Source organism: Serratia sp. TSA_7 (assembly GCF_052692135.1).
The window spans coordinates 1-12,629 of sequence record NZ_JBQZFU010000017.1; the positions used below are offsets into that span (position 1 = coordinate 1).

Genomic DNA, 12,629 nt, shown 5'->3' on the forward strand with positions numbered 1-12,629 from the left:
ATATTAGAGAAGCCCGCTCAGGGAAACCTGAGCGGGCTTTTTGCTTTTCAGCTCTATTTATCCTTTCGCAAAGTTCGCCTGAATGCGCTGTTGCAGATAGTCTTCGGCGCTGATGGCCGGATATTTCGCCTGCGGCCCCAGAATTTCGACGTCTTTGTTAGCCTGGCAGAAAAATGCCAGGCTGTAGCGCGCACCCTGATATTCGCCGGGCAGCGGGCTTCTGACACGATGGAAATTTGACGGCAGCCGATCGTCGCTCCAGCGCATCAGCATGTCGCCGATATTGCAGGTGATCACGTCTTCACGCGGTTCGATGCTGGTCCACTGCTGGCTTTCGCGATCCTTACCCGGACAAACCTGCAATCCGCCCTGGCCTGGACGCTGGAAAAGCAGCGTCAGGCAGTCGAAATCCGTATGCGCACCCGCGCGCCACATCCCCTGCTCCGACTGTTCAGTGGCATAGTAGTGCAGCATGCGCAGCGTACTCTGGTAGGTTTGCTGGTCCGGATTATGTGCCTGTTCGAAAAAGTGCTCAGGGAAGCCCAGTTTGAGCGCAAAACAGGAAAGCAATTTCATGCCCAACTGCCAGCACTGGGATTCAAAGCCCAGCATGGTCTGTTTAAACGCCGGCAGTTCCTGTTCACTCGGCCACAGCGGCTGCATCAGCGGACGGGTGATCTGGTAAGACTCTTTCTGGTCCGGCGTTCTGGTTGACGGGCGCACCTGAGACTTATTCTCCCAGCCGGCGTTACGAGCCAGCGGATATTGCGCTTTTACCTCGTCGGGCAGCGAGAAGAAATCTTCTGTCATGCTGAAGGCCTGACGGATATCGCTTAGCGCAATGCCGTGATTGCTGACCTGAAAGAAGCCAATTTCCACGGCTGCACTCCAGAGCTCGTCGGCAATTTCACTTTTACGGTTTTCGAAATCTGACAAGTCTATGCAACGAACTTCACGGGCAAACGTCTCTTCACCCATTGCGCCCATTCCCGCTTCTTTTTCCAGCTCCTGCAATGCATAGCCTTCTGTTTGTGTAGATTGAGTCATTTTTCTTATCCTTCTTAACCCATAGGGTTAGCGCGCAGCTCGTTGTTGCAGGGTACGGACAGCAGACATCGCCTCATGGCGCATGGTGTCCAGGTCGAGACCGGGGATGACATCGTTTTCGACGGTAACGCGCCCCTTGACCATCAGCGCCTTCAGCGACGCGCGCCCCCCGCAGGCCACCGGGCCGATCGCCATGTCATGCAGGCCGAAGTAGCGCGGGTCATCCAGCCGGTAAATGGCGATATCTGCCAGCATGCCCACCTGCACGGTGCCGCTTTGTTGCAGGCCGAGGATCTGCGCCCCGCCTGCGCTACCCCAACGCACCACGTCTTCGATGGATGCTGCATCGCCGCCGCCTTCAAAAGTGCCGCCGTCATAGTGCGGTTTCGCCAGCATGCCTTTTCGGGCGCGCTGCAAAAGCCATGCGGCATGCGCTTCACTTTGCATATCAGCGGCTTCGTTCGATGCTGCACCGTCAACACCCAATGAAACCGGCACACCCGCCTGTTCCAGCGCCAGCAAGTCGGCGATACCGCTGCCCAGACGCCCGTTACTTTGCGGACAGTGCGCAATGCCGGTGCGGGTTTGGCCCAGCATCGCGATTTCCTGCGGCAGCAGTTTCACCAGATGCGCAAACCATACGTCGTCCCCCAACCAGTCGTGTTCCGCGCAAAACTGCACCGGCGTCATGTCAAATTTGGCGCGGGCCGCATCGAGATAATCCACCGTTTCCGACAGATGGCTGTGCAGCCGGATGCCCAAACTGCGCGCCAGTTTCGCCATTTCGCGCAACTGCGCACCGGGCGCAGAATGCAGCAAGGTGGTCGGTGCCATCACCACGCGGCGCAGCGACGTCGGTTTCGGATCGTGATAACGGCCAACCAACCGCTCCATATCCGCCATGTAATCATCGAAGTTTTCCGGGCGCAGTGCCTGCGGCACATCTTTCTCAATCGTTCGCCCCTGCGTTGCACCGCCCCGGCACAGCACAATGCGCATTCCCAGCGCTTCCCCTTCGCTGAAAAGGATTTCCGAGGTATCGAACGGCATATCCGGCCAGTAAAGGTAGTTGTGATCCGCCACAGTAGCGCAGCCGGAACGCAGCAGTTCGGTCAGACCGATACGCACCGCGAGGCGAAAGGTGGATTCATCGAACGTGGCGCGAAAGCGATAAGGCGTGGCACTTAACCACGCGGTCAGGCTTTTGTTCAGCCCCTGAGGTTCACCTTTTAACAATGACTGAAACAGATGATGGTGCGTATTAACCCAGGCGGGATAGACCACGCAATCGCGGGCATCGATCAGCCGCTCGTCGGGTCTTGCCGTCAGGGAACCTATCGCCTCAATGACACCCTCACGCACACGAATGTCCGGCCCGGCGTGGCGCGCCGCGTCTCCCGGCAAGCCGGTCAGGATCGCGTGCGCATTTTTAATCAGTAAAGAGTCAGATGACATCGCACACTCCTCAGGGTTTAACCTGCATTTGGTCGACAAATTCGGTGGTATACGCCTGCTTCCAGTCGGTATCCGCGTTCAGCAGTTTGGCTTTCACCATGAAATCACGGGTTTTCTGCCAGCGGGCTTCCGTCATGGTGCCCCAACCCTTCGTCGCCGCATCGCCGCCGTCGATCAGATGATGCTCTTTGATTTGCTGAACGCCCCAGGCCAGCAGGTCGTCCGTCATTTTCGGATTGTCCTTTTTGATCAGCGCGTTGCCCGCCGCCGGATTTTGCAGATAACTCACCCAGCCTTCCATCGATGCCTGTACAAACTTAGCCATCGCCTCGTTCCGGCTGCTGATAAGGTCCGGACGGGTGATCAGAATTCCGCCGTAAGGGGGATAGCCGTGCTCCGAAAAGAGGAAGAAATTCGATTTCACCCCGGCCTTTTGCGCCTGAAAAACTTCAGAACTGACATAGGCTTGCTGCGCCACATTGTCGTCAGCCACAAAGGGCTGGATGTTGAAGGTGTAAGGACGAACCTGCGAATCGCTGAGCTGATAGCGTGCCTTCAGCCACGGCCACCAGGTCGATTGCCCGGAGCTGGAGACTAAAATGGTTTTGTTTTTCAGACCGTCGAGGGAAGTGACTGAATCATGCGTCAGCAAACCCTGCGGATCGAACTGGAAAGGGGCTGCGATGGCTTTGGCCTGAAAACCGCGTTGCACTGATTCGAGTAGCTGGAGATCATAACCGATAATCACGTCGGCGCGCTTTGCCAGCAGCAACTGCATGCCGTTGACCTGCGGGCCACCGGACTGAATGCTGACATCCAGCCCGTAACGTTTGTAAATGCCTGTCGCCAGCGCCTGATAATATCCGCCCTGCTCCGCCTGCGCGTACCAGGATGTCAGCAATGCAATTTTCTCATCAGCATGTACTGCCAGTGAAAAGGCTGCTGGAATCAGCGCGCTCAGCACGCAGCAAGACAGGGGAATGCGGGAAATAGACTTCATTGCTCCTCTCCTAATCATCGCCGGAGGGAGGATGAGCGAATGCGGCTCAGCCCCCTGACCGGCTCAAAATGAACCGCGAAATGGTTGCTGAGCAATGTCCCGCGCAGCTGCCTGCACTGACCGCTTCTACTCACTCTTGGCTATACAAGAAAGATGCCAACTTCACGGATGCGCTTTCCATGCGCTTTATCGGGGAATTTATCGCCTCACGCTCTGCAACCTTTGATTCATGACAGAGCATTAAGCACCAGAATAGTGCAAATCAGTGCCGGTCATGCCCCGGCGTCTGGATCTGGCTGAACAACATCTCCAGCTGTTTGAGCATCATCGAGGCGGCCAGTGAAAGCTGTCTTGCAGGGGCGACGCACAACGAGAGCGTGAAGGTTTTTAACTGCGGATCGGTCAGCGGAATAAATTGCAGCTCATCGCTTTCCACCTCATCCATGATGTCGAGCCAGCATAGAATACCGATGCCCATTTTCTCTTTTATCAGCGAGCGGATCATGTGGATGTTATTGGATACCGCAACTTCGTTAATCATGTCGCCGTTGATATTCATCAGCGCCTGGACGGGTTCGGCCAGCATCAGCGGCGCAGCGGGCAGGATAAACGGATATTCCATGCACTGGTTAAAACGCACGCCGCTTCTGCCGCCGAGCGGATGCCCTTTCGGCACCACAATCCCCAGCTCGATTTCTGCAAAAGCGCGCACCTGCAACTCACGCGAACTTTGCGGATTCAGCATCAGCCCGAAATCGGCATCGCCGGACATTAGCGCCTGCTGAATATCCACGTTGTTCATGGTGGTCAGCGTGAAGGAGATATTCGGGTAGTCGGCATGCACCTTCCTGAGCATCGCCGAGAAAAACTGCCGGTTGATGGCGTCGATGGTGGCAATCCGCACGTGCCCGCGCCGCAAACCGCGCAGGTCGTCGAGCTGCTCGCAGACGCGGGAGAAATCCTTTTTCCAGTTGTTGGCCGAGTGCAATAACAGTTCGCCCGCTGCGGTCAGCCGCAGCCCGGTGGGGTGCCGTTCAAACAGCGGCATCGCCAGTTCTTTTTCCACCCGCAGGATCTGCCGGTCAATCGACGAAGCGGCGACATGCAGGGTTTCGGACGCCTTGCGAAACGAACCCTGGCGGGCAACCTCAGTGAAGTACAGCAGAAACCGGGAAAATGCGAACATGATGGAGTGCTCTCTTTTATGCAACGGGATGTGCGAATCAAAGCGCTGGACGCAACAGTTTTATAACAATAACGTAGCTTTCATTGCAACGGGAACAATCGTTTCATCGTTCTTAAAGCCCGCCCAGCGCTGGTTCACGCCGGATGACAGCGGGTTATGCGGTGAATAGATGCCCCCTTTTTATGAATGACTCATCAAAATGAATACGGTAAATGACGATGAAAGATGCCGGATTAATTCCTGTCACGATCAAGGCGATCGGTGAAAATGGTAAAGGGAATATTTCACTGCAACTTATTGCGCAGCAAGGCGGATTATTACCTGCCTATTTACCCGGTGCGCACATTGACGTTTTCATTCCAGAACTGGGCCCCCGCCAATATTCTCTCTGCACCGAAAATAACGGCGGAGAATATTATGAGATCTGCGTAAAACTGGCGGAAAACTCCACTGGCGGATCGCACTTTATTCATCATCGTTTCAGCGTTGGCGACACGCTGAGCATCTCGATGCCACGTAATCATTTTCCGCTGCCATTGGCCGGTCGTTATCTGCTGTTTGCCGGAGGGATTGGCATCACGCCTCTGCTGGCTATGGCGGAACAAATGGCGCAGCAAGAAATTGATTTTGAACTGCATTACTACATTGCAGACCTGGATAAAGCGGCGTTTACATCGCGTCTGAATGCGCCCGCGCTGGCAAAACACGTCTTTTTGCATGACAGCGGCGCAAACGACTCCCTGCGACACAATACGCCGCTGAGTTTGCGTCAGCCGGATGAAAATACGCGGGTGATGGCCTGTGGTCCGGACGGATTTATTCAGCGCCTTGAAGACATTATGCAAACGCACCACTGGCAGAAAAATCAATTATCTTTTGAGCGATTCAGCAATGAAAATATAAACAATGATACCGACGATCAGGAATTTCATATTCAGCTGAACTCCAGCGGAAAATGTTATTTAGTCGGCCCGAACCAGAGCATTGCAGAAGTCTTATTAAGCGCCAAAGTCGATATTATGCTGTCGTGCGAACAGGGTATTTGCGGCTCGTGTATTACTGATGTCATCGACGGTATTCCCGACCACCGGGACTGTGTGCTGACAGAAGAAGAAAAAGCGGAGAACACGCAGATTACGCTGTGCTGTTCGCGCTCCAAAAGTCCCGTTCTGGTCCTCGACCTGTAATGCCAACGCGGAGCCTCAAGATGAACTTTCCACCCCCCGCCTCACCGCTTAGCGGCATTGCCAACGTTCGCCTCCCCGCGTGGCTGCTTCCTGCCGGGTGGCCTGTGCATACAGGCGAACCGGTGACGGCGGATCTGCGCTTTGATGCAGGCAAAATTGCCTCGGTGACGCCTTGTCAGCCAGGACAAGATGATTTGTGGGACGCACAGGGCGCGCTGGCGCTGCCGGGTCTGGCCGAACCTCATGCGCACCTCGATAAAACCTTCACCATCGGCCGCAGCCGTCCGTCAAAGCCCGGTCTGCTGGCCGCTATCGAAACTATGCATCAGGATCGCCGGCACTGGACCACGGCAGATCTTCATCAGCGTGCCAGACAGGGAATGGCATGGGCCGCCGCCAATGGCGTGACCCGTTTGCGCACCCATATTGACTGGTTCGATGTCACCCCGCCGCTGGCCTGGACGGAGCTGGCCAATATCACGCAACCGGGCGTCGCGCTGGAGCGGGTCGCACTGGCCACGCTAAGCTTCTTCGCGGATGCCGAAACAGCTGACCGCATCGCCCAGGCGGTTGCGCTAAGCGGAAACCACTGCCTGCTGGGCGGATTTATCCACTCGTCAAACTGGGATCCGGCAGCGATGACCAACCTGATGCGCAGCGCCTCGCGCTGGCAACTGAATCTGGATTTGCATATCGACGAGGAGCTTTCGCCGGTGGCACAGGGTCTGAGCTGGCTGGCGCATTACCTTTCAGAAAATAAATTCAGCGGCCACATCTGTTGCAGCCACGGCTGCGCGCTGGCCTCCGGCAGTGAACAACAGGCACAGGAGGTGCTGAGTTTACTGGCGGCACAGCGCGTCACGCTGATTGCGCTGCCGATGACCAACCTGCTGTTGCAGGACGCTGTCACCCACCGCACGCCACGCCGGCGGGGGATCACCCTGCTGAAAGAGGCGCAGACGGCGGGCATTCCGGTGCTGCTCGGCTGCGACAACGTGCAGGACGCTTTTTGTCCGGCTGGAAGTTATGACCCGCTGGATACGTTGGCCTGCGCCCTGTTCGCACTTCAGCTGGATAACGTTTTTGATCGGCAGTCGCGACTCATCTGCGATGTCGCCGCGCTGACCGGTGAGGCGCAATCCGGCCTGCCGCTCGCCCCCGGCAGCGATGCCAGTCTGATTCTCTTTCCGGGCAGCGACAGCCTGACCTGGCCTTTAAACAGCGCAGCCCGTCTGGTTTTCCACCACGGCAGGCTGACCCACCAACGCACCTGGAATCGGGAGTTATCCCATGAGTCTTGAAGCCGGAGCGGGTAAACCGCTCGCCAAATATGCCCCGTGGCGTCGTGCCGGTGATTTCGTTTTTCTCTCCGGCATTATTCCCGTCAATCCGCAGAGCGCGACAATTGTGCGCGGTTTTCAGGATATCCCCGCCGAAGCACGTCTGCTGCTGGGCGAAACCGGCGAATTCTCCACCGACGCCAAACAGGGGCCGATCCTCGCCCAAAGCTGGTATGTGCTCGAAAGTATCCGCCACACCATCGAAGAAGCCGGCGGGCAGATGAGCGATGTGATCAAGCTGGTGCAGTACTTTCGCAATCTCGATCACTTCCCGTATTACAGCCGGGTCAGAAAGCTTTTTTATGCCGGGCAACCGCCGGTTTCTACCGTGGTTCAGGTCAGTGAAATGTTGCCCTGCGCCGAGGTGCTGATTGAAGTGGAAGCTACCGCCTGGTTACCGCAATCCCGCTTAACCCAATAATGTCCGACCACGAGGCACAGCATGATTAACGGCTATATTCCCGCAGAACGTTTTCTTCCTTTCCTTAGCTGGACGGCCATCGCTGCCCTGCCCGACAAGGCCAACACCGTGATCGTATTGCCGACCGGCGCGATTGAGCAACACGGCCCGCATCTGCCGTGTTCGGTGGACAGCGTGATCTCCTCCGGCGTGGCGGGTCACGCGCTGGCGCGGCTTTCAAAAGACATTCCGGCCTACGGTATTCCCCCTATCACTTACGGCAAATCTGACGAGCATCTGAATTTCCCCGGCACGCTGACCTTAACCGGCGACACGCTGCTGCAAACTGTGTTGGAAATTGCCGAATCCCTGTACCGCGCCGGGTTCCGCAAGCTGCTGATGATCAACGGGCACGGCGGACAACCGCAGGTGCTGCAAATGGCATCGCGGGAAATGCGTCTGCGTCACGGCGACATGATCATGATCCCGCACGACGTGTTCCGCGTGCCTAATGTCGAAAACCAGTTCCTGAGCGCGCAAGAACAAAAAATGGCGATGCACGCCGGTCACAGCGAAACGGCGGTGATGCTGGCACTGGCACCGGAATGCGTTCACATCGAGCACGCAGTCGCCAACTACCCGCCGGAATTCCCCTGCCCGACACTGTCATCAAGCCGCCCTGCCGCTGCCTGGGCTTCCTATGATTTTGGTCCGAGTGGCGTCATCGGCGATCCGACCGGCGCGACCGCCGAACAGGGCCACGCGATCCTCGATTCGCTGGCGGCAAGCTGGGCGCAGGCCATCACTGAAATTCACCTCATGGAATGGAAAGTCCGCAGCGAACCGACCTGGGGCAAACACCACTGGAACGGTTTTGTACAAACCAGCTTCACTCCTCCTTCGTCTTCTTTTGTCTCTAAATAAAGGAGTTTTTACGATGAAAATACGGCGTTTACCGACTTACACCCTGCCGGCCCTGCTGCTGGCCGGGGTTTCCACCACCAGCATGGCGGAAGAGAAATTTACCTTCCTGACCAACTGGTACGCGCAGGCGGAGCATGGCGGATTTTACGAAGCACAGGCCAAAGGGTTGTACAAAAACGCCGGTCTGGATGTCAGCATCAAAATGGGCGGCCCGCAGGTTAACGTGATGCAACTGATGGCCGCCGGTCAGGCTGACTGTACGCTCGGCGACAACGGTCAGGCGCTGGAAACCTGGCAGGCTGGCGTGCATGCGGTGACCGTGGCGACGGTGTTCCAGCATTCGCCGACGGTGTTTATCAGCCATGACAAAGTGGAGAAAGGACAGGAGCTGAAAGACAAAACCTTCCTGCTGGCGACCGAGGCTTACACCTCTTTCTGGCCGTGGGCGAAGAGTGAACTGGGGCTGGCGGGCGCCAAAATCCGTCCGTACACCTTCAGCGTGCAGCCGTTCCTCGTGGACAATAATCTGGTGCAGCAGGGTTATGTGACTTCCGAGCCTTTCTCAATCGAAAAAGGCGGCAAACCGTTCTACGTCTACATGCTCAGCGACTGGGGTTACCCGCCGTACGGCAACTCGATTATCTGCATGGCCGACACCGTCAAAAAACGTCCGGTGGCGGTGACGGCGTTCGTGAAAGCGTCCATGCAGGGCTGGAAAGAATATTTGCAGGATCCGACCGCAGGCAATGCGCTGATCACCAAAGACAATCCGCGTATGGGCGCCGACCAGATTCCCTTCGGCATCGCGCAGATGAAGAAGTATGAACTGGTGACCGGCGGCGACGCGCAAACAGGGGGTATCGGCATCATCACTGAACCGCGACTGAAAAAGACCTGGGACATGCTGGTGAAAAACAAACTGATCGACGCGGAGAAAGTGCCGTTTGAGCAGACGTATACCCTCGATATGATCAAAGACGCGAAGGTCATGCCATGAATTCAGCCCCGAAACTGACCGTGATGAGCGAGGTCCGCTCAGCCAATCCTCCGCCGGTTCCGGCTATCGAAGTGTTGTCGGCGGAGAAAATTTACAGCAACGGCACCCGCGCCCTTCTGCCGGTCAATCTGACCATCAATCAGGGTGAGTTCGTCACCCTGCTCGGCCCGTCGGGCTGTGGCAAAAGTACGCTGTTAAAAATGGTCGCCGGTCTGGTGGAACCCAGCGACGGCAAGCTGGTGCTGTGGCGGCGCGACCGTCGCGAAAAGGCGCAGGTGCCGCTGTCTTTTGTGTTTCAGGAAGCCACGCTGATGCCGTGGAGCACTGTGCAAAATAACGTCCGTCTGCCGCTGGATCTGGCGGGCGTACCGCGTGCCGAAGCCAATACCCGCGTCAATGAGGCGCTGGAACTGGTGGGGCTTGGCAAATTTGCCAACGTCCTGCCGCGCGAACTGTCAGGCGGCATGCAGATGCGCGTTTCTATTGCCCGCGGGCTGGTGACGCGTCCGAAGCTGTTGCTGATGGATGAACCTTTCGGCGCGCTCGACGAAATCACCCGCAACAAACTCGACAGCGATCTGCTGCGCCTGTGGCGGGAACAGGGGCTGACGGTGGTGTTCGTCACCCACTCGATTCACGAAGCGGTATTTTTGTCGCAGCGGGTGATCATGATGGCCGCACGTCCGGGGCGGGTGGTGGAAGATATCGCCATCACCGAACCCTTCCCGCGCAGCGAAGATTTCCGCGTCAGTCCGGCATTTTCACGCTATGCGAAGCAGTTGCAGGACAGCCTGCTGCAAGCCAGCCAATCGGGTATGGAGTAACGGTATGCAAACTCAAAAAGCTTCTCCGTGGATCAATAACCCCACGTTTCGCAAAGTGCTTTATCCGTCCGTGGTCGCGGTGGTGGTGATCCTGCTCTGGCAGGGATCGGTGAGCTATTTCAACATCCCCCAGTTTCTGGTGCCGTCGCCGGTGGTGATGTTGCAAAGCCTGTGGACCCATTTCGGTTCGCTGACGATGTCGCTGCTGTTCACGCTGAAAATCACCCTGATCTCATTTTTACTGTCGATTGTCATCGGTGCAGCCGTGGCGTTCGTGCTGGTGCAGAATCGCTTTGTTGAAACTGCGCTGTTCCCGTACATCGTGTTCCTGCAAGTGACGCCGATTGTAGCCATCGCGCCGCTGATCATCATCTGGGTCAAAGACACCACGCTGTCGCTGGTGGTCTGTTCTACGCTGATGGCGGTGTTCCCGATTATTTCCAATACCACGCAGGGGCTTCGCAGCGTGTCGCCGGGCCTGCTGAGCTATTTTCAACTGAACCACGCCAACCGCCTGCAGATTCTCATCCGCCTGCGCATTCCTTCTGCCCTGCCGTATTTTTTCGGCGCGCTGCGCATTTCCAGCGGCCTGTCGCTGATAGGTGCCGTGGTCGCTGAATTTGTTGCCGGTACCGGCGGCAATAATACCGGTCTGGCCTACCAGATATTGCAGGCAGGATACCAGTTGGACATCCCCCTGATGTTTGCCGCTCTGCTGCTCATTTCACTCACCGGTATTGCGCTGTTTGGCGTGATGTCGTGGATGTCGAGACGCGTCCTGAGCGCCTGGCATGAAAGCGAAGCCACGCCATCTCATTAACTTCAACTTCATTGATCTTTAGGCAGGAAGAATATGGACAGTGAACAACGTCAGCACGCGCTTGCCCTGATACAGCAGGCGCTTCCCGACCTCGACTGGACCTTGCAGGCAACCAAGGTCAAACGCCTTTCACGCGATTTTCACTGGTTCAGTCCGGTGCTCAAACAGCAGTTGGAAGATAAACAGGCTGATGCCGTGGTCAGGCCGCGCAACGAAGAAGAGCTGAGTCTGGTGGTTAAAGCCTGCGTTCAGCACCAGTTACCGCTGATCCTGCGCGGCGGTGCGACCGGCAACTACGGCCAGTTGGTGCCGCTGGAAGGCGGAATTCTGGTCGATATGACCGGATTCAATCAGGTATGTGAACTGGGTAACGGCGTGGTACAAGCGCAGGCGGGGATCCGGCTGGCCGAAATTGAAACGCTGACCCGACCCGCAGGATGGGAACTGCGCTGCATGCCTTCCACCTACCGGCTCGCCAGTCTGGGCGGCCTTTACGGCGGCGGCTTTGGCGGCATTGGTTCCATCAACTACGGTCCTCTGGGCGCGCCGGGCAATGTGCTCAGCGTCAAAGTCATGACCATGGAGGCCGAACCGCGCATTTTGCAGGTTCCTGCCCCGCAGGCATTGCTGCTGCATCACGCCTACGGCAGCAACGGCATTGTGCTCGAGGTTGAGCTGGCGCTGGCACCGGTTCATCAGTGGATTGAACGGCTGGACGTGTTCGATGATTTCGCCGACGCGCTGGATTACGCCAACGCCTTTGCCCGTTCGCCAGGGCTGGTAAAACGCCAGCTGGCGCTGTTCGCCGCGCCGATCCCATCCTGGTTCAGCCATCTGAACGGGCATTATCAGGCCAGCCAGCACGCGGTGATAAGCGTGATTGCGCAGGAAAGCGAAGGGTTCTGTCCCCATCTGCTGGAAAAATATCGCGGGCACAGCGCCATACGTCAACCGGCCGACGAAGCACGCGAAGCCAATGCGTCACTGATGGAATATTGCTGGAATCACACCACGTTGCATGCGCTGAAAATCGACAGCTCCCTGACTTATTTACAGACGGCGTTTAATTATACGAGTTATCGTCAGCAGATTATCGACATGGCAAATTTATTCGGCGACGAAGTTATTTCGCATATTGAATTCCTGCGTGACAATGACGGAAACATCACCGCCAGCGGTTTACAATTAGTCCGTTACTCCACCGAAGAAAGATTGAAAGAAATAATGGCCACCTTCAGTGATAATGACGTAAAAATAAATAACCCTCATGTCTTTCAGATTGAAGATGGCAAACAAGGGGAAATTAAGCCTGACGTGGTTTCCGTTAAAAAACACCTTGATCCCCATGGGTTACTGAACCCCGGCAAGCTACGCGGCTGGGAAGTACGCGACACCCTGGTCTTGGATAACGATCCTCTTTTATTGACTGACAAATAAAAATAACCATTA

Annotated in this window: 12 protein-coding genes; 8 read left to right on the top strand and 4 right to left on the bottom strand. The window is 56.5% G+C overall.

Annotated elements, in window-relative coordinates:
* Positions 1-57: 57 nt before the first annotated feature.
* From ACUTQW_RS24840 to ACUTQW_RS24855, 4 genes are all read right to left on the bottom strand, one after another.
* Positions 58-1,047 carry an isopenicillin N synthase family dioxygenase gene (locus ACUTQW_RS24840; protein WP_004946820.1) on the bottom strand — a complete coding sequence of 330 codons (990 nt, stop codon included), beginning with the start codon at positions 1,045-1,047 and terminating at the stop codon, positions 58-60.
* Between the two features lie 27 nt (positions 1,048-1,074).
* Positions 1,075-2,502, bottom strand: a complete 1,428-nt coding sequence (locus tag ACUTQW_RS24845) for an amidohydrolase family protein (protein WP_020439415.1) — start codon at positions 2,500-2,502, stop codon at positions 1,075-1,077.
* Positions 2,503-2,512: 10 nt separating this feature from the next.
* Positions 2,513-3,502 (bottom strand): ABC transporter substrate-binding protein, encoded by a 990-nt coding sequence (locus ACUTQW_RS24850; RefSeq protein ID WP_006322704.1) that lies wholly within the window; start codon positions 3,500-3,502, stop codon positions 2,513-2,515.
* A gap of 262 nt (positions 3,503-3,764) precedes the next feature.
* Entirely contained in the window at positions 3,765-4,688 is a 924-nt protein-coding gene (locus ACUTQW_RS24855) for a LysR family transcriptional regulator (protein ID WP_004946829.1), read from the bottom strand.
* A 212-nt stretch (positions 4,689-4,900) separates the two neighbouring features.
* Here ACUTQW_RS24855 and ACUTQW_RS24860 point away from each other — a divergent pair, with 212 nt between their 5' ends.
* From ACUTQW_RS24860 to ACUTQW_RS24895, 8 genes are all read left to right on the top strand, one after another.
* Complete coding sequence (locus ACUTQW_RS24860; protein ID WP_006326524.1) at positions 4,901-5,875, top strand: PDR/VanB family oxidoreductase; 975 nt, start codon at positions 4,901-4,903, stop codon at positions 5,873-5,875.
* Positions 5,876-5,895: 20 nt separating this feature from the next.
* A complete protein-coding gene (locus ACUTQW_RS24865; protein ID WP_064799776.1) occupies positions 5,896-7,176 on the top strand; it encodes an amidohydrolase family protein in 1,281 nt (426 codons plus the stop codon).
* Positions 7,166-7,636 (top strand): RidA family protein, encoded by a 471-nt coding sequence (locus ACUTQW_RS24870; protein ID WP_004946839.1) that lies wholly within the window; start codon positions 7,166-7,168, stop codon positions 7,634-7,636. Before ACUTQW_RS24865 ends, ACUTQW_RS24870 begins: the two co-directional genes overlap by 11 nt.
* 21 nt (positions 7,637-7,657) lie before the next feature.
* Complete coding sequence (locus ACUTQW_RS24875; protein WP_004946841.1) at positions 7,658-8,539, top strand: creatininase family protein; 882 nt, start codon at positions 7,658-7,660, stop codon at positions 8,537-8,539.
* 82 nt (positions 8,540-8,621) lie between these two features.
* On the top strand, positions 8,622-9,536 hold the full coding sequence (locus tag ACUTQW_RS24880; RefSeq protein ID WP_445655007.1) for an ABC transporter substrate-binding protein: 915 nt from the start codon (positions 8,622-8,624) through the stop codon (positions 9,534-9,536).
* Positions 9,533-10,360, top strand: a complete 828-nt coding sequence (locus ACUTQW_RS24885; RefSeq protein ID WP_166728676.1) for an ABC transporter ATP-binding protein — start codon at positions 9,533-9,535, stop codon at positions 10,358-10,360. Before ACUTQW_RS24880 ends, ACUTQW_RS24885 begins: the two co-directional genes overlap by 4 nt.
* Before the next feature lie 4 nt (positions 10,361-10,364).
* Positions 10,365-11,180, top strand: coding sequence for an ABC transporter permease (locus tag ACUTQW_RS24890; protein ID WP_445655003.1), 816 nt, complete (start codon positions 10,365-10,367; stop codon positions 11,178-11,180).
* 33 nt (positions 11,181-11,213) lie between these two features.
* Positions 11,214-12,617, top strand: a complete 1,404-nt coding sequence (locus ACUTQW_RS24895; protein ID WP_445655004.1) for an FAD-binding oxidoreductase — start codon at positions 11,214-11,216, stop codon at positions 12,615-12,617.
* The last annotated feature ends 12 nt before the right edge of the window (positions 12,618-12,629 follow it).